Raw genomic sequence first — 16,371 nt, forward strand, 5'->3', positions numbered from 1 at the left:
TCTCCCCCCGCTCCCCAGCCCAGCGCCCCCGTCGCCCCCCAGCACGCCCCTGACCGCGATCCGGGATCAGGGCGCCTCCGGTTCCGGGCCGCCACCCGCGTGCGCCGCCGCAGCAGCGGAGCACGCGCTGATGGCCTCGTCGATCGTCGACGCCCGCAAGTCGGCATCGGCCCCTGCCCGCTGCTTGAGCCGATGCAACGCGGGAAGCAGCTCCGGCGCGGCCAACTCGGCTGCAGCCTCGATGACTTTGTCGGCGGGGTCAGGTCCCTCCAATGCCACGCCGAGCGCCGACAGCATGCGCCGGTCACCACGCTGGGCCAGGCCGAGGAACGCCTCCGCCGCCGTGTCCCGGTCGGGATCGCCCACCCGCTCCAGCAGGGCGCGACGGATCCGCTCGCCGTCACCCGCCGATTCCAGTCCCAGGCCGAAGGTCGCCCAGTCGCGGACGTAGTCCGACCGGTCGCCGCTGAGCCGGATCAGCGCGGCGACGGCGTCCGGGCAGGCGGGGTCTCCACCGACCGACGGCAGCGCGAACGCCACCGCCTGGCGCACGTCCTCGTCGGGGTGCCCCTCCTGTCCCAGCGCGGCGGCAAGTCCTCGCGGATCGCCGAGGTGCGCCAGGGCCAGGACCGCTGACCGGATCACCTCGGCCTGCGGATCGGCGCAGGCTTCGATGGCGATCGACAGGCGCTCCTCCAGGAACAGGCGATCGGCGCGGCTGCCGAACTGGGCCAGGATGGTCAGACCGATCACCCGCTCGCGCGCGTCAGCAGCGCGAACCAGCACCCGCGCGGCCTCGAAGGCCGACCGATCCGCGCGCTTCTGGAAGGCGTGGACGACATCCCACTGCTCGTGCTCGTCCGGATCCAGCAGCGCTGCGGCGCGCAGGACTTCGAGATCGTCCTCGCCACCAGCCACCTCGCCACCGGCCAGATCCTTCGACACCATCAGCTACCGCCCAACCGTCGCTCGAACCATCGTGTCCTGTCGCCCCTGAGCCACCGGGCCCGGCCCGCACCGCGGCCGTTCGGCACAGCGGGTGGCGGGCTCCCCGCGCCCGCCGCACGGCCCGGACGATCCCCCACAGATCGTCCGGGCCTTCTGCCCTGTCCGGCTCGGGTCAGGCCGAGCCGGACAGGTGCTCCAACACCCGGGAGGCCACCAACGCGGGCTCCTCCTCGGGCAGCCAGTGGCTCGCGCCCTCCAGCGCCTCGAACCGGTACGGGCCGTCCACCCAGTCGCCCGTGGCCTCGGCCGCGCCGCGTCCGAGGGCCGCGTCCTCGCTGCCCCAGAGGAACAGCGTCGGCACGGTGATCCGCCCGGCCTCGACGGCCAGCGGACCAGACGGCGCCCGGTACCAGTTGAGCGTGGCGGTGAGCGCACCGGGCTCGGAGAGCCGCCGGACGTTCTCCTCCACCAACTCCGCCGCCACCCGGCCACCGTAGAGGGCCCGCAGCCGAGCCGCGCCCTCGGCGAGCAGGCGGGCCTCCGCGACGCCGCCCTCCCTGCGGAACACACGCACGTAGTCGAGCCGGCGGTCCTGGGTCTCGTCCTCGGCGGCGGCCCGGGCCAGCGCGTTCGGATGCGGAGTGGCCAGCACGGTCAGTGACTTGAGCCGCTCCGGATGCTCGGCGGCGAGCACCCAGGCCACCAGGCCGCCCCAGTCGTGGGCGACCAGGTGGAACCGTGCGGCGCCCAGCGCGTCGGCGAAGGCCAAGGCATCCGCGACCAACTCGGCCACGGCGTAGTCGGCGATCCGGCCGGGCCGGGCACCGGGGGCGTATCCCCGCTGGTCGACGGCGACGGCCCGCAGCCCGGCCGCGCCCAGCGCGCGCAGCACCGGCGTCCAGCAGTCCGCGAACTCGGGCCAGCCGTGCAGCAACAGCACGAGCTCGCCCTCGACCGGGCCGGCTGCCAACGCACCATGCGCATGCGGGCCCACTTGAATGGTGACCCGCTCAAGAACGGGCTTCTCACGACCCATCAGCACGCAACTCCCGCTCGATCAGGCTACCGAGATCCTCCCCCGGACTCACCGTACTCGGCCACCATCCATCGCTCCCACCCACCGCACTCCCACCAGCCTCAGGCCTCACACCCGGCCGCACGGCGGGCTGCGCCGGAACCCCTGGTGCGACCGACCGCGCCTTCCGCACCCCCGGCACCAGATTCCCCCGCACCCCATCCGCCCCAGCAGGCCGCACCGCACGCTCTGCCGGAATCCCCGCGATCCCCGCAGTCCCCAGCACCGGCGGCACCCCGCGCTCGGCCCTGCCGACGCCCTGCCCCGCCCCCTGCCCCGCCCCGGGCTGCGCCGGAACCCCCGGGGAACTCTGCTGCCCCACCCCCATCGCCCCACGCTCCCCTGCGGCTCCACCGGTGGCCAGCGCCTCCCCGACCGCCGGAGCCACCGGGCCGGAACGCCGCCAAGCGGGCACCGGCCTGGGCTGCACAGCCTGCTGCGCACCGGACAGCTCCGCCTCGGACGTCCCCGTCCGCCACCCCTGCGCAGGCCCCGCCCCCGCCCCCGCGACCGGCACCCCCGGCACCCCAGGCACCCCAGGAATTCCTGGCACCCCCGGCACCGCCCCGAACCCCTCCCCCGACCCCGTCGAGGTCCGTACACGCTGCGTCGCGGCCGGCACCGGCGCAACCCCGGACGCCGCGCGCCGCTCGACCTTCTCCGCCACCACCTGGTCCAGCCGCACCACGAAGTTGGGGTAGTCCATCGCCTTCCCGGGCCAGTGGCAGTCGTTGCTCGTCAGCACCTGACTGCGCACCCCACCCTGCTCGGTGACCGGCCCGGGAATGGTCCGCAGGTTCTGCTCCCAGTTGCGCCCCCACAACAGGTGCTCCAGCGCGAGGCCCCAGCTCTCCATGTCGACCTCGATGCTGGCCCCGGCCACCCCGGGCAGCACCTTGGCGCCGTACTTCCCCCGCACCACCGCGCGCTGCTCGAAGTCGGCGTTCTTGCTCAGCACGGTGATCCGCCACGCACCTTCGAACCTGAGCACCGCTGTCCTCCCGAGGTCGCCGCACACACGATGGGCAGCACACGCGCCCACCCCGAACAACGCCCCGGACCACTCCTCGGTTCACCGCCCCGCGCCGCGCGGCGAACGGGCCGGTTGTGGCCGGCAACCCCCGGCCACAACCGGCCCGTTCCGGACCTCTACTCGCCCACTACTCGCCGATCTTGATGGCCTGCACCGGACACCCCCGCACGGCCTCCTTCACCATCGGGTCGCCCGCGCCGTCCTGCGCCCCGGGGATGATCTCGGCGTATCCGTCGTCGTTCAGGGTGAACACCTTCGGTGCGGTCACCTCGCACATCCCGGAGCCAATGCAGTGGTCATGGTCCACGGAGATTCTCATCGTGCCTCCACAGCTAGGACGTCAGCTCGATCGTCAACAGCGGTCGAAGCATAGGGACCGGCATGACCAGCCGTCAGGCGATTGCCCGGACCCGCGATCCCACCTCCCCGGCCTTCCCCGGACCTCCCCGAACCTCCCCACCCCACCCCGCCTCTCCCGCCTCTCCCCGCCCCTCACAGCCCCTCACCGCCCCAGCACCGCCATCGCCGCGTTGTGGCCGGGGATGCCGCTGACCCCGCCGCCCCGTGCCGCGCCCGACCCGCACAGCAGCACGTTGGCGTGGGCGGTCCCGACCCCCCACCGGGCCGCCGCCCCTTCCCTCTCGCTCTCCCCTTCCCCCTCCCCGCTGCCCTCCGCGTAGGGGAAGTCGAGCGCGGTGTGGAAGATGTTGCCGCCGGGCAGCCCGATCTCCCGCTCCACGTCCAGCGGGCTCTTGGCCTCCAAGCACGGACGGCCGTCGCTGTCGAGGGCCAGGCAGTCGGCGATCGGCTCGGCGAGGTGGGAGTCGAGCTGGTCCAGCGTGGCCCGGAGCAGCTGCTCGCGCGTGGTCCCGTGGTCGGCGGTGAACAGCCGGGCGGGAGCGTGCAGGCCGAAGAGGGTGAGGGTGTGATACCCCTCGCGGGCCAGCTCGGGGCCGAGGATGGAGGGGTCCGTCAGCGAGTGGCAGTAGATCTCCGACGGCGGGGCCGACGGGATCCGGCCCGCGTCCGCCTGCCGGTAGGCGGTCTCCAACTCCTCGTACCCCTCGCTGATGTGGAAGGTCCCCGCAAAGGCGGCGCGCGGTTCGACGGCGCTGTCGCGCAGCCTCGGCAGCCGCCGCAGCAGCATGTTGACCTTGAGCTGGGACCCCTCGGACGGCGGCGGAGCCTGCTCCCCCAACAGCCGGGCCAGCTCGTGCGGGGCGGCGTTGACCAGGACGTGCCGCGCCGCGAACGTGCCGCCCGTGGAGGTCACTTCGGCCGTCCTGCCGTCCGTGGCGATGCCCGTCACCTCACACGCGGTGCGGATGTCCGCACCAGCCGCACGGGCCGCGTCGGCGAGGGCGTCGGTCAGGGCTCCCATCCCGCCCACGGGGACGTCCCAGTCGCCGGTGCCACCGCCGATCACGTGGTAGAGGAAGCAGCGGTTCTGCCGCAGGGAGGGGTCGTGGGCGTGGGTGAAGGTGCCCACGAGCGCGTCGGTGAGCACCGTGCCGCGCACCAGGTCGTCCTCGAAGGCCGCCTCGATCGCCTCGCCGATGGGGCGCTCGAAGAGCGCCTCCCAGGCCGCCGGATCATCAACGCGGGCACGGAGTTCGCCGCGCGTGGGCAGCGGCTCCGTCAGGGTCGGAAAGACCCGCTCGGCCACCTGCCCGAGCATGCCCTGGAACCGCTGCCAGGAGTCGTACTCCTTGTCCGAGCCGGTGAACCGGGCGAACGACTCGCGGGTGCGCACCGGATCGCGCTCCACCAGCAGCCCGGTCGGCCGCCCGGCCCGCACGGCGGGTGAGTAGGAGGCGACCGCACGCTTGCGCACGGCGAAGCGCAGCCCGAGGTCCGTCACGATCTTCGACGGCAGCAGGCTGACCAGATAGGAGTAGGCCGAGACCCGGGCGTCGACCCCGGGGAACAGCCGCGTGGAGACCGCCGCACCCCCGGTCCGCCCGAGCCGCTCCAGCACGACCACCCGCCGCCCGGCCCGGGCCAGATAGGCCGCCGCGACCAGCCCGTTGTGGCCACCACCGACGATCACCGCGTCATACGTCGCCATACCCCTTGGTAACACGCAGCCATCCCGACCGGCTAGGTGCGTGTCCGACCCGACCCGGTCCTGCCGGGCTCCTGGCTCCGCACTCCGAGCGCGAGCGTTGGCGACCGCCGCGCCGTCCTCGTTACGATCGACGGGTAGGCCCCCAGTCCCGTCGGGTGAGCCCCTCCCCGGTTCCCGCCCGTACGGCGGTGCGGCCGCAGGAGGTGGGACGATGCAGATCGGACTGCACGCGCTGGGCATCGGAGACGGCGCCCGCCCCGAGGTGATCCGGGCGGTGGCGAGCACCGCCGAGGCCCGCGGTTTCGCGCGGCTCTGGGTGGGCGAGCACGTGGTGCTGGTGGACGAACCACGGTCCCGCTACCCCTATGCCGCCGACGGCAGCATTCCCGTCCCCGCCGATGCCGACTGGCTGGACCCGCTGCTCACCCTCGCCTTCGCCGCGGCGGCGACCAGCCGGATCGAGCTGGCCACCGGTGTCCTGCTGCTGCCCGAGCACAACCCGGTGCTGGTCGCCAAGCAGGCCGCGACGCTGGACGTGCTCTCCGCGGGGCGGTTCACCCTCGGCGTCGGCGTCGGCTGGTCCGCCGAGGAGTTCGCCGCGCTCGGCGTGCCCTTCGCCCGTCGCGGCCGGCGCACGGCGGAGTACCTCGCCGCGATGCGGGTGCTCTGGTCCGACGATGTCGCCTCCTTCGAGGGGGAGTTCGTCCGCTTCGAAGGGATCAGGGTCAACCCCCGGCCGGTGCGGGACCGGCAGCTGCCGGTCGTGCTGGGCGGCAACAGCGAGGCGGCCCTGCGCCGGGCGGCCACCCTCGCAGACGGCTGGTACGGCTTCAACCTCCCGGCCGCCGAGGTCGCCGCCCACGTCAACACCCTTGCCGCACACGGCGCGCGGCTCGACCAGGGCCCGGCGGGTTTCTCGGTCGCGGTCGCCCTGACCGACGGCACCCCGGACCTGCTCCCCGCGCTGGCCTCGGCAGGAGTGACCGAACTGGTCGTGGTCGGCGCCCCACCAGCCGCCCCGCACGAAGCCGCCGCCTGGGTCGACGCCCTCGCCGCCCACTGGCTCCACCCCGCCCACTGAGCAGCCCTCCGGGCGGCAGCTACCCCTGGACCACGACGTTCCGGCGGACTGCCCGACGGGACCGCCCGCAGCTCACCGGACCCACTCCTTGAGCGGCTCCGTCTCCAGCGTGATCCCCACCGGGTCCGGCAGCGTCACCGACTTCCCGAACGGCACGATCTGGAGGTTCTCGTACCGGACCCCGTCGGGCTCGCTGTAGACCTTCACCTCACACGAATCCCGGTCGATCAGCAGATAGACCGGGATCCCGGCCACCGCATAGACACGCGGCTTCTCAACCCTCGCCGAGCGATCGGCGTCAGCCTCGCCCGCCGTGGCCTCCACCGCCATCAGCACGTCCCCGGCGCTCGCCCACTCCCCCAGCCCCGCGAAGGCATCACTCACAGCGAACACCCGATCCGGGCAGGCGTACCCGGCTGGAATCCGCAGGCCCTGCTTGTGCAGGAACGCCTCCGGCCGCTCCATCAGCAGGACCCGTGTCAGCCACCCGACCATCGTCGCGTGGCTGCCGTCCGCTCCTGGCTTTGCCCGCAGCTTCCCGTCCAGATACTCAAGCCGCAGCCCCTCCGCCACCCGGTGGGCAGCACGGGCGAGTTCCTCGAACGCCTCGGGCCACAGCTGCGCCCGATCACCGCTCCCGATCACGGGCAGAACCTCCCTCTACCAAGCTGTTCCGCCCACGACCCTAGCCACCCGCCTCCTCAGATGTCCCGGACCGTCGCGTTCTGCACCCCGATCGAGTTCATCCGGCCCCACCCACTGAGCCCGTCGCTCTTGGCGCCCCACCACCCCGTTGCCGTACGGTGGCCGCACAGCCCCTGGAGTCCACCGTGACCAGCGCAGCGCACCACTCCGACGAGCCTCGTATCCCGATGCCACCCCTGGAGTACCCGGCTCTCCGGAAGGCGGTGGCGGTGCTCGTTCCGTCCCGCCTGCCCGAGCTGTTCGAGGACATGCAGCAGGCTTTCACCTGGGCCTCCGAGCGTGACAGCCTGGCGCCGGTCCACCTCTTCCACCGCAAGTGGGGCGTCATCGTCGCGATCGAGCGCGTGCCCGCTCGGGCGGAGCGCTTCCACAGCTGCGAACGGCTGGTGGCCCAGTCCGAAGATCCCGCCGAGCGGCGTGCCGCGGCTCTCGAGCTCGCCGCCCTGCTGGCCGAGGCCGGCCAGGAGATCTCAGCGTGAGCCAGTGGACCTGGGAGTTCAGATGTCCCGGAACGTCTCGATCTGCGCCCCGATCGAGTTCAGCCGGTCCGCCAGGTCCTCGTACCCCCGGTTGATCACGTACACGTTGCGCAGCACCGAGGTCCCCTCGGTCGCCAGCATCGCCAGCAGCACCACCACCGCGGGGCGCAGCGCCGGCGGACACATCATCTCGGCGGCGCGCCACCGCGTCGGCCCCTCCACCAGCACCCGGTGCGGGTCCATCAGCTGGACGTTGGCGCCGAGGCGGGTCAGCTCGGTGAGGTAGATGGCGCGGTTGTCGTAGACCCAGTCGTGGATCAGCGTGGAGCCCTGTGCGGTGGCGGCGATCGCCGCGAAGAACGGGACGTTGTCGATGTTGATGCCGGGGAACGGCATCGGGTGGATCTTGTCGATCGGCGCGTGCAGCTTGGACGGGCGGACCGTCAGGTCGACCAGCCGGGTGCGGCCGTTGTCGGCGAAGTACTCGGGGCCGCGGTCGTAGTCCAGGCCCATCTCCTCCAGCACCGCGAGCTCGATCTCCAGGAACTCCACGGGCGCCCGGCAGACCGTCAGCTCGGACTCGGTGACCACGGCGGCGGCCAGCAGGCTCATCGCCTCCACCGGGTCCTCGGAGGGTGCGTAGTCCACGTCGCAGTCGATGACGGCCCGGCCGTGCACGGTGAGCGTGGTGGTGCCGATGCCCTCGATCTTGACGCCCAGGCGCTCCAGGAAGAAGCACAGGTCCTGGACCATGTAGTTGGGGCTGGCGTTGCGGATCACCGAGATGCCGTCGTGCCGGGCGGCGGCGAGCAGCGCGTTCTCGGTCACGGTGTCGCCGCGCTCGGTCAGCACGATCGGGCGCTCGGGGCTGACGGTGCGGTCGACCTCGGCGTGGTAGAGGCCGGTGGTGGCGGTGACCTCCAGGCCGAAGCGGCGCAGCGCGGCCATGTGCGGCTCCACGGTGCGGGTGCCGAGGTCGCAGCCGCCCGCGTAGGGGAGCTTGAAGCGGTCCACCCGGTGCATCAGCGGGCCGAGGAACATGATGATCGACCGGGTGCGGCGGGCCGCGTCCTGGTCCATCGCGTCCAGGTCCAGCTCGGCCGGCGGGGTGATCTCCAGGTCGGCGCCGTCGTTGATCCAACGGGTCTTCACGCCGATGCTGTGCAGCACCTCCAGCAGGCGGTAGACCTCCTCGATCCGGGCGACGCGGCGCAGCGTGGTGCGCCCGGTGGTGAGCAGCGAGGCGCAGAGCAGCGCGACGCACGCGTTCTTGCTCGTCTTGACGTCGATGCTGCCCGACAGGCGGCGCCCGCCGACCACCCGAAGGTGCATCGGACCGGCGTAGCCGAGCGAGACGATCTCGCTGTCCAGGGCCTCACTGATGCGGGCGATCATCTCAAGGCTGATGTTCTGTCCGCCGTTCTCGATCCGGTTGACCGCGCTCTGACTGGTGCCGAGAGCGGTCCCCAGCTCCGCCTGCGTCCAGCCACGGTGCTTGCGAGCGTCACGGATGAGCTTGCCGATGCGCGAGAGGTAGTCATCTGCCATAGCCGAGACGATATCTCACGTATGAGATACGGGCGCGGGCGGCACCCCCCGTTCGGAGTACCGCCCGCCCTGACCTGCGATGAAGACGCGTCAGGCGCCTCAGCCCTTCTGCATGACCTCCGGCTCGTGCCGCCGCAGCAGCCGCAGCACCAGGAAGGCCAGCGCGGTGGAGAGCACCACGAGCATCGCCGAGTCGATCGACCACTGCAGCACCGAGTGCTTCCACAGGCCGTCATGCTCGTTCATGTGCGCCGGATCGAGGATCATCATGTGGCCCAGGTCCAGCGTGGTGCCGACCACCGCGACGCCCCAGCGGGCCGGCATCAGCCAGGCGAACTGCGCCAGCCCGGCCTTGTCGAAGAGCTGGAAGAGGCAGCCGGTGAAGACGACCTGGATGATCGCGAACATCACCAGCAGCGGCATGGTCTTCTCGGCGGTCTTCACCAGGGCCGAGATGACCAGGCCGAACATCATCGAGGCGAAGCTCAGCAGGATGATGCCGATCGCCATCTCGATGGCGGGCGCGTTCTTGAAGATCAGGCCCTGGGTGGGCAGCGCCCGGGTGGAGAAGCCCACCGCCGCGATGATCGCGCCCTGCAGCACGCTGAAGATGCCGAGCACGATGATCTTCGACATCAGGTACGCGGACCGGGACAGGCCGGTGGCGCGTTCTCGTTCGTAGATCGCCCGTTCCTTGATCAGCTCACGGACCGAGTTGGCCGCCCCGGAGAAGCAGGCGCCGATCGCGAGCACCAGCATGATGGTGCCGGCCGCGTTGTTGGAGCCGCCCTGCGGATTGGGCGCCAGGCCGTGGGTGGCCGGGACGACCGTGGAGACCACGCCGAGCACCGCGGGCAGCAGCACCGACAGCGCCAGGAAGCCCCGGTCGGAGGCGATCACCGACAGGTAGCGGCGGATCAGCGTCCACAGCTGGGAGCCCCAGCTCTGCGGCTTGGAGAGCTGCACCGGCTGGTGGTTGACCGGCGCGTGCTGCACGGCGACGGCGTCCACGTCCGCCGAGTACTGCTGGAAGTGCACCGAACCGCGGTAGCGGCCCGCCCAGTCGTGGTCGGGGTAGTTCTCGAAGGCCTGGAACACGTCCGCCCAGGTCTCGTAGCCGAAGAAGTGCAGCGCCTCGTCCGGCGGGCCGAAGTAGGCCACCGAACCGCCCGGCGCCATCACCAACAGGCGGTCGCAGAGCGCGAGTTCGGCCACCGAGTGGGTGACCACCAGGATCGTGCGGCCGTCGTCGGCCAGGCCCCGCAGCATCTGCATGACCTCGCGGTCCATGCCCGGGTCCAGGCCCGAGGTGGGCTCGTCCAGGAAGATCAGCGAAGGCTTGGTGAGCAGTTCGAGAGCGACCGAGACGCGCTTCTGCTGGCCGCCCGAGAGCGCGGTGATCCGGTTGTCGGCGCGCTTGTCCAGGCGCAGCTCGTAGAGCACCTCGTCGATCCGGCGCTGCCGCTCGGCGGGCTCGGTGTCACCGGGGAACCGCAGCCGGGCCGCGTACTTCAGGCCGGTGCGGACGGTCAGCTCCTTGTGCAGGATCTCCGACTGCGGCACCAGGCCGATCCGCTGGCGCAGCTCGGCGAACTGCTTGTAGAGGTTGCGGCCGTCGTAGAGCACCTCGCCGCGGTCGGCGGGGCGGTAGCCGGTCAGCGCGCGCAGCAGGGTGGACTTGCCGGAGCCGGACGGGCCGATCACGGCGACCAGCGACTTCTCCGGCACGCCGAAGCTGACGTCGTTGAGCAGGATCTTCTTGGCACCCTTGTGCTCCACCTCCACCGTCAGGTGGTGGGCGGAGAAGGAGACCGGGCCGTTGTCGATGAACTCCTGCAGCTGGTCGCCGACCAGCTGGAACGAGGAGTGGCCGACCGTCAGGCGGTCCTGCGGGCCGAGCAGCTGGCGCTGCGCGGGCATGCCGTTGACGAAGATCCCGTTGTGCGAGCCGAGGTCGACGATCTCGTACCGGCCGTCCGGCAGCTGGCGCAGCTCGGCGTGGTGGCGGGAGACCTGGAGGTCGGAGACGACGACGTCGTTGTCGAGGGCGCGGCCGATCCGGACGATCCGCATGCCCGCGGTGAGGTTGCGGACCATCGTGGGGTTGCGCTCGCCCAGGCCGGTGCCCGGAGCATCGGCGAACTGCGGCTGCGCCGCCCCCTGCTGATAGGCCGGCGGGCCCGGCTGCGCGTACGCGGGCGACGGCGCGGACGCCTGCGCGTACCCGGCCTGCGGCTGCCCCTGCTGCGGGTAGCCCTGCTGGGGCGGCTGCCCCTGCTGCGGGTAGCCCTGCTGGGGCGGCTGCCCCTGCTGCTGCGGGAAGGCCGGCGGCTGCTGGTATCCCTGCGGGTACCCCTGCTGCTGGTACCCGTGCTGCGGCTGGGCCGGCGGCCCGCCCTGCCACTGCGGCGGCGCCCCCTGCACCCCCGCCTGCGCCGGAGCTGCCTGCACCGGTGCGGCCTGCGCCGGAGCCGTCTGCGCGGGCGCGGCCTGGTAGCCGGGCGCGCCCTGCTGGGCGGGCACCGCGGCGGCCGGCGCCGAGAAGACCAGCCGCGGCCCGTTCTCGCCGTTGCCCAGGTTCAGCACCGTGCCGGGCACCAGCTGCGCGTGCAGGGTGCGTCCGCCGGCGACCCAGGTCCCGTTGGTGCTGCCGTGGTCCTCCAACTGCCAAGCGGCGCCGGTGAACGAAATGGTGGCATGCCGCCAGGAGACCCTGGCGTCCTCGAACGGGAAGTCCGCCTGCGGGTCCCGTCCGATGGTGTAGGCACGCCCCGGTTCGAGGGTCCGTTGCTGCCCGTTGATCTCTAGTACGAGTTGCGGCACTGTCCGCCTGCCCCGCTCTCTCGGTCCCCCGATGGTTTCCCCGTGAGCGGGGAGGGTGAGGAATATCGCGTCTGACGGGGGGTAATCATTCCAGCTTGGCCCGGAGGGCGAAAAGTCGCCCCCGACGACTGTGACCAGGCGGCAACGTTCCCAGGTTCCCCCGGTGACAGCCCGCCCGGCCCGGTGCCCGCCGGGTCCACCGGACCGGTTCACGGTGCACACCGGGCGTCCACGGGACGGACGCGCACCGGCTCCCGCGCCCGGTCCGGGTAGCGTGGTCCGTACCATGGACACCACACCCCCGCAGCCCCGGTCCGCCGACGACAAGCGCACTCTGCTGGTCAAGGTGTTCGGCAAGGACCGCCCGGGCCTCACCACTGGACTCTTCGCCACGCTGGCCGCTTTCGAGGTCGATGTGATCGACCTCGAACAGGTGGTCACCCGGGGCCGGATAACGCTCTGTGCCCTGGTCACCCCGCCGACCGGCGGCGGCCCCGGCGCCGAGGGCGCACTGCGCGTCACCGTGCACCGCTGGGCCGAGGAGCAGCACCTCCAGGCCGAGATCATCTCCGGCACCGGCGACAACCGGCCGCGCGCCGAGGGGCGTTCGCACGTCACCGTGCTCGGCCACCCGCTGACCGCCGCGGCCGTCTGCGCGCTGGCCCACCAGATCACCGCCGAGGGCGGCAACATCGACCGCATGTTCCGCCTGGCCAAGTACCCGGTGACCGCCGTCGAGCTGGCGGTCTCGGGCGTGGCCACCGACCGGCTGCGGGCGGTGCTCGCCCTGGAGGCCGCCGCCCAGCGGGTGGACATCGCGGTGGTCGCGGCCGGCCTGGAGCGGCGGGCCAAGCGCCTGGTCGTGATGGACGTGGACTCCACGCTGATCCAGGACGAGGTGATCGAGCTGTTCGCCGCCCACGCGGGCTGCGAGGCCGAGGTCGCCGAGGTGACGGCGGCGGCGATGCGCGGCGAGCTGGACTTCGGCGAGTCGCTGCGGGCCCGGGTCGAGCTGCTGGCCGGGCTGGACGCGGGGGTGGTGGAGAAGGTCCGCTCGGAGGTCCGGCTCACGCCGGGGGCGCGCACACTGATCCGCACCCTGCAGCGGCTGGGCTACCAGGTCGGGATCGTCTCCGGCGGGTTCACCCAGGTCACCGACTACCTGGTGGAGCTGCTCGGACTGGACTTCGCCGCGGCCAACACCCTGGAGGTGGCCGACGGCCGCTTCACCGGGCGGGTCACCGGCGAGATCGTGGACCGGGCCGGCAAGGCGCGCTGGCTGACCAGGTTCGCCGAGCGGGCCCGGGTGCCGCTGGAGCAGACGGTGGCGATCGGCGATGGCGCCAACGACCTGGACATGCTCAACGCCGCCGGGCTCGGGGTCGCCTTCAACGCCAAGCCGGTGGTCCGGGAGGCGGCGGACACGGCGGTCAACGTGCCGTTCCTGGACACCGTGCTCTACCTGCTGGGGATCACCCGCGAGGAGGTCGAGGCCGCCGACGAGCTGCACGGCACCCCGCCGGAGTACGAGCCGCAGGACCTCCCGGGGTCCTGAGCCCCGACCACCCGGACGGGCCCGGTGCGCGAGGCGTACCGGGCCCGTCCGAGGTGGCCAGGCGGCAGCTCGCCGCTCAGTCCTGCGCCGGCGCGAAGTACGAGACCAGCGTGGCCACGCCCGGCTCGACGTCCTTCCAGGCCCCTTCGAAGGTCAGCACCACGATGCCGGCGGTCGGGAAGCCGCCCCGGCGCAGCTGGACCAGCTCGTCGCCCAGGCTCGCGTCCCCGGCCAGCACCTCGGTCAGGTTCTGCACCCCGGGGTTGTGGCCGACCAGCAGCACGTCCGCGTACGCGTCCGGGGTCTCCTGCAGGACCTCGATGATCTCGCCCACGGTCGCGTCGTAGATCCGGTCCTCGAAGACCGTCTTCCGGGCCCGCTTGGGCAGCTCGTGTGCCGCCAGCTTCCAGGTCTCCCGGGTGCGCAGGGAGGTGGAGCAGAGCACGTAGTCGGGGTCGATCCCCGAGTCGGCCAGCCACCGGCCGGCCGCCGGTGCCTGGTGCCGGCCGCGGTCGGCCAGTGGCCGCTCGTGGTCGGTCACCTCCGGCCAGTCGGCCTTGGCGTGTCGGAGCACGATGATCCTGCGGGACGCGTTGACGCTCATTGGAAAAGCTTCGCAGAAAACCCCGCCCGGCCGCGGGTCGGCGGACCTCTCAGCCCATCGACTGGGCGATGGTCGCGATGATCGAGATCAGGACCACGATGCCGATGATCGCCGCGAAGACCAGCAGCAGCTTCTTGCGGCCGTCGGTGGGGTTGGGTTCGAGAACTGGCATGGCCAGAGTCTCGCACCCGTTCCCGACCGGACGGCACCCGGGGTGGACGGACACCCGCGGCAACGGCCCTCAGCCGACCTCGTCCTCGATGTGCCGGGCCCGGGCCGCGCGCAGCCCGATCAGCACCTGCGGCACCAGCAGCACCGCCAGGAACCCGAGCGGCACCGTCCAGCCGTTGGTGCTCTGGTACAGCGCGCCGACCAGGATCGGGCCGGGGATGGAGATCAGGTAGCCGACCCCCTGGGAGAACGCGGACAGCTGCGAGACGCCACCGCTGGTCCGCGCCCGCAGGCCGATCATGGTCAGGGTCAGCGGGAAGGCGCAGTTCGACAGGCCCAGCAGCACCGCCCACAGCCACGCCCCGCCGACCGGCGCGATCATCAGGCCCAGGTAGGCGGCGACCCCGCAGGCGGCCAGCGCCACCACGAAGATCCGCTGGTCGCCGCGCCGGGCGGCCCAGTTGGGCAGCACGAAGGAGACCGGCACCCCGACCGCCATGGTGAGCGCCAGCAGCAGGCCCGAGGTGCCGGCGCTCACCCCGGCGTCCTGGAAGATCTTCGAGAGCCAGCCCATCACCGCGTAGGCGCCGGTGGCCTGGATGCCGAAGAAGCAGGCCAGCGCCCAGGCGGTCCGGCTGCGGGTGATCGCCAGCCGGTCACCCGCCGCAGCCTCCGCGGCTGCCGACTGCCCGCCCGGCCCCCCGCCCGCCTGGACGTCCGGCCGACCGCCCGCCTCAACGCCCGCCCGAACGCCCGCCGGACCGCCCCGCCGTCCGTCGCGCCGCAGCAGCAGGACCAGCAGCCAGCTCAGCAGCCCGAGCCCGCCCAGCACCGCCCAGATGCCCAGGCCCACCCGCCAGCTGCCGCCGAGCGCGCTGGTCAGCGGCACGGTGACGGCGGCGGCGAGCGCGGTGCCGGCCGACAGCGCCATCGAGTACAGGCCGATCATCGGACCGACCCGCTCGGGGAAGTACCGCTTGATCACCACCGGGATCAGCACGTTGGACACCGCCACCCCGGCCAGCGCGAGCGCGGTGAGCAGCAGGAAGACGGCCGTCCCGCCCGCGAACGAGCGCGCGGCGACGCCGGCCGTGATCGCGCCCATCCCGGCGGCGACCACCACGATCGGCCCGAACCGGCGGGCCAGCACGGGAGCCGCGAAGCCGAGCACCGCGAAGCAGAACGAGGGCACCGCGGTGAGCAGCCCGGCCACCGCGGCGCTCATGTGCAGATCGTCCCGGACCCGCTGGAGCAGCGGGCCGAGGCTGCTGACGACGGGGCGCAGATTGACAGCGGCCAGCGCCACCGCGACGGCCAGCAGCACGCCGAGCAGGCGGGCGCGGGGGTGGTCGGCCACGGCCGCCGGGCCGTCGGTGGCAGGGCCGGCGGCCGGCGCGGTCGGATCGGTCGTGGTGTCTGCTGCGGAGGACATGAGCGCCATCATAGAATGATGGGATGATTTAGCCACCCGTTTTGATCCACTCCCTGACATCCATTCCCCGGAATCCACTCCCGCACCCATCACCCGGACCCGGGCCGGAGGAGGGAAGATGGTCCCCACCCGAGCCATCCAAGGAGCACCATGACGCTGTCCTCGCCCCGGCGGACCCCGCTGGCCGATCAGGTCATCGCCCAGCTGCGGGCCCAGATCACCTCGGGCGAGTGGCCGGTCGGCTCCCGCATCCCCACCGAGACGGCGCTGGTCGAACAGCTGGGCGTGGCCCGCAACACCGTGCGCGAGGCGGTCCGGGCGCTGGCGCACAACGGGCTGCTGGACATCCGCCAGGGCTCGGGGACGTACGTGCTGGCCACCAGCGAGCTGGCCGGGGTGATGCACCGCCGGTTCGCCGACGCCGAGCCGGACCAGGTCGCCGAGCTGCGCTCGCTGCTGGAGGCATCGGCGGCGGCACTGGCCGCCGAGCGGCGCACCGAGCGGGACCTGGCGCTGCTGGAGACCACCCTCGCCCGGCGCGAGGAGGCCTGGTTCGGCGGCGACACCGAGCTCTTCGTCCAGGCCGACGCCGCCTTCCACCAGGCCGTGGTGGCCGCTTCCCACAACGACGTGCTGGCCGCGCTCTACGCCGACCTCGGCGAGGTGACCCGCGCGCACCTGCGCCAGGACATCGGCCCGGTGCTCTCCCCCGAGCGCTACGTCGGCCACGACGGCATCCTGACTGCCATCCGGGCCGGCGACGCGGCGGCCGCGGCCACCCACTCCTCCACCGTGATCGGCGCCTGCGAGCGGATGGAGCGGGCCGGCCACTGACCGGCCCGCACCGGA

General features: G+C 72.6%; 15 protein-coding genes. 4 read left to right on the forward strand and 11 right to left on the reverse strand.

The genetic code is table 11. The features are described from left to right. Positions 1-66: 66 nt before the first annotated feature. From OG500_RS11890 to OG500_RS11910, 5 genes are all read right to left on the reverse strand, one after another. Positions 67-948: a HEAT repeat domain-containing protein gene (locus tag OG500_RS11890; protein ID WP_329579548.1), complete on the reverse strand. Its 882-nt coding sequence runs from the start codon at positions 946-948 to the stop codon at positions 67-69. Positions 949-1,120: 172 nt separating this feature from the next. After that, entirely contained in the window at positions 1,121-1,984 is an 864-nt protein-coding gene (locus OG500_RS11895; protein WP_329579551.1) for an alpha/beta fold hydrolase, read from the reverse strand. Continuing rightward, the gene (locus OG500_RS11900; RefSeq protein WP_329579554.1) at positions 1,974-3,014 is read right to left on the reverse strand and encodes a hypothetical protein; all 1,041 of its coding nucleotides are present in this window, start codon (positions 3,012-3,014) and stop codon (positions 1,974-1,976) included. The genes OG500_RS11895 and OG500_RS11900 overlap by 11 nt, the downstream gene beginning before the upstream one ends. Before the next feature lie 169 nt (positions 3,015-3,183). After that, positions 3,184-3,375, reverse strand: a complete 192-nt coding sequence (locus OG500_RS11905) for a ferredoxin (protein WP_329579557.1) — start codon at positions 3,373-3,375, stop codon at positions 3,184-3,186. Positions 3,376-3,558: 183 nt separating this feature from the next. Next, positions 3,559-5,124, reverse strand: coding sequence for a phytoene desaturase family protein (locus OG500_RS11910; protein ID WP_329579560.1), 1,566 nt, complete (start codon positions 5,122-5,124; stop codon positions 3,559-3,561). A 211-nt stretch (positions 5,125-5,335) separates the two neighbouring features. On the opposite strand from OG500_RS11910, the gene OG500_RS11915 reads away from it, so the two are divergent. After that, positions 5,336-6,205 (forward strand): TIGR03619 family F420-dependent LLM class oxidoreductase, encoded by an 870-nt coding sequence (locus OG500_RS11915; protein ID WP_329579563.1) that lies wholly within the window; start codon positions 5,336-5,338, stop codon positions 6,203-6,205. A gap of 72 nt (positions 6,206-6,277) precedes the next feature. Here the strand turns inward: OG500_RS11915 and OG500_RS11920 are convergent, their stop codons facing one another. Beyond that, positions 6,278-6,850: a Uma2 family endonuclease gene (locus OG500_RS11920; protein WP_327066532.1), complete on the reverse strand. Its 573-nt coding sequence runs from the start codon at positions 6,848-6,850 to the stop codon at positions 6,278-6,280. A gap of 185 nt (positions 6,851-7,035) precedes the next feature. Here OG500_RS11920 and OG500_RS11925 point away from each other — a divergent pair, with 185 nt between their 5' ends. Continuing rightward, a complete protein-coding gene (locus tag OG500_RS11925) occupies positions 7,036-7,389 on the forward strand; it encodes a hypothetical protein (protein WP_329579568.1) in 354 nt (117 codons plus the stop codon). Positions 7,390-7,407: 18 nt separating this feature from the next. Here the strand turns inward: OG500_RS11925 and OG500_RS11930 are convergent, their stop codons facing one another. Beyond that, positions 7,408-8,937, reverse strand: coding sequence for a helix-turn-helix domain-containing protein (locus tag OG500_RS11930; RefSeq protein ID WP_327066535.1), 1,530 nt, complete (start codon positions 8,935-8,937; stop codon positions 7,408-7,410). Positions 8,938-9,036: 99 nt separating this feature from the next. Further along, positions 9,037-11,760, reverse strand: coding sequence for an FHA domain-containing protein (locus OG500_RS11935; protein ID WP_329579571.1), 2,724 nt, complete (start codon positions 11,758-11,760; stop codon positions 9,037-9,039). Between the two features lie 286 nt (positions 11,761-12,046). On the opposite strand from OG500_RS11935, the gene serB reads away from it, so the two are divergent. Beyond that, complete coding sequence (serB, locus tag OG500_RS11940) at positions 12,047-13,315, forward strand: phosphoserine phosphatase SerB (RefSeq protein WP_327066537.1); 1,269 nt, start codon at positions 12,047-12,049, stop codon at positions 13,313-13,315. Positions 13,316-13,391: 76 nt separating this feature from the next. Here the strand turns inward: serB and OG500_RS11945 are convergent, their stop codons facing one another. The 3 genes from OG500_RS11945 to OG500_RS11955 form a co-directional block, all read right to left on the reverse strand. Beyond that, positions 13,392-13,919, reverse strand: coding sequence for a SixA phosphatase family protein (locus OG500_RS11945; protein WP_329579576.1), 528 nt, complete (start codon positions 13,917-13,919; stop codon positions 13,392-13,394). 49 nt (positions 13,920-13,968) lie between these two features. Beyond that, entirely contained in the window at positions 13,969-14,091 is a 123-nt protein-coding gene (locus OG500_RS11950; protein WP_281404038.1) for an SGM_5486 family transporter-associated protein, read from the reverse strand. Between the two features lie 69 nt (positions 14,092-14,160). Continuing rightward, positions 14,161-15,522 carry an MFS transporter gene (locus OG500_RS11955; protein ID WP_329579584.1) on the reverse strand — a complete coding sequence of 454 codons (1,362 nt, stop codon included), beginning with the start codon at positions 15,520-15,522 and terminating at the stop codon, positions 14,161-14,163. A 150-nt stretch (positions 15,523-15,672) separates the two neighbouring features. On the opposite strand from OG500_RS11955, the gene OG500_RS11960 reads away from it, so the two are divergent. After that, positions 15,673-16,356 carry a FadR/GntR family transcriptional regulator gene (locus OG500_RS11960; protein WP_327066540.1) on the forward strand — a complete coding sequence of 228 codons (684 nt, stop codon included), beginning with the start codon at positions 15,673-15,675 and terminating at the stop codon, positions 16,354-16,356. Positions 16,357-16,371: the final 15 nt, after the last annotated feature.

Origin of the sequence: Kitasatospora sp. NBC_01250 (assembly GCF_036226465.1) — a bacterium.
Lineage (GTDB): Bacteria > Actinomycetota > Actinomycetes > Streptomycetales > Streptomycetaceae > Kitasatospora.

What these genes read in the sequence shown, in the direction of transcription:
- OG500_RS11890 (WP_329579548.1), bottom strand. Translation starts at nt 948, where the DNA reads ATGGTGTCGAAGGATCTGGCCGGTGGCGAGGTGGCTGGTGGCGAGGAC.
- OG500_RS11895 (WP_329579551.1), bottom strand. Translation starts at nt 1,984, where the DNA reads ATGGGTCGTGAGAAGCCCGTTCTTGAGCGGGTCACCATTCAAGTGGGC.
- OG500_RS11905 (WP_329579557.1), bottom strand. Translation starts at nt 3,375, where the DNA reads ATGAGAATCTCCGTGGACCATGACCACTGCATTGGCTCCGGGATGTGC.
- OG500_RS11910 (WP_329579560.1), bottom strand. Translation starts at nt 5,124, where the DNA reads ATGGCGACGTATGACGCGGTGATCGTCGGTGGTGGCCACAACGGGCTG.
- OG500_RS11915 (WP_329579563.1), top strand. Translation starts at nt 5,336, where the DNA reads ATGCAGATCGGACTGCACGCGCTGGGCATCGGAGACGGCGCCCGCCCC.
- OG500_RS11930 (WP_327066535.1), bottom strand. Translation starts at nt 8,937, where the DNA reads ATGGCAGATGACTACCTCTCGCGCATCGGCAAGCTCATCCGTGACGCT.
- serB (WP_327066537.1), top strand. Translation starts at nt 12,047, where the DNA reads ATGGACACCACACCCCCGCAGCCCCGGTCCGCCGACGACAAGCGCACT.
- OG500_RS11945 (WP_329579576.1), bottom strand. Translation starts at nt 13,919, where the DNA reads ATGAGCGTCAACGCGTCCCGCAGGATCATCGTGCTCCGACACGCCAAG.
- OG500_RS11950 (WP_281404038.1), bottom strand. Translation starts at nt 14,091, where the DNA reads ATGCCAGTTCTCGAACCCAACCCCACCGACGGCCGCAAGAAGCTGCTG.
- OG500_RS11955 (WP_329579584.1), bottom strand. Translation starts at nt 15,522, where the DNA reads ATGTCCTCCGCAGCAGACACCACGACCGATCCGACCGCGCCGGCCGCC.
- OG500_RS11960 (WP_327066540.1), top strand. Translation starts at nt 15,673, where the DNA reads ATGACGCTGTCCTCGCCCCGGCGGACCCCGCTGGCCGATCAGGTCATC.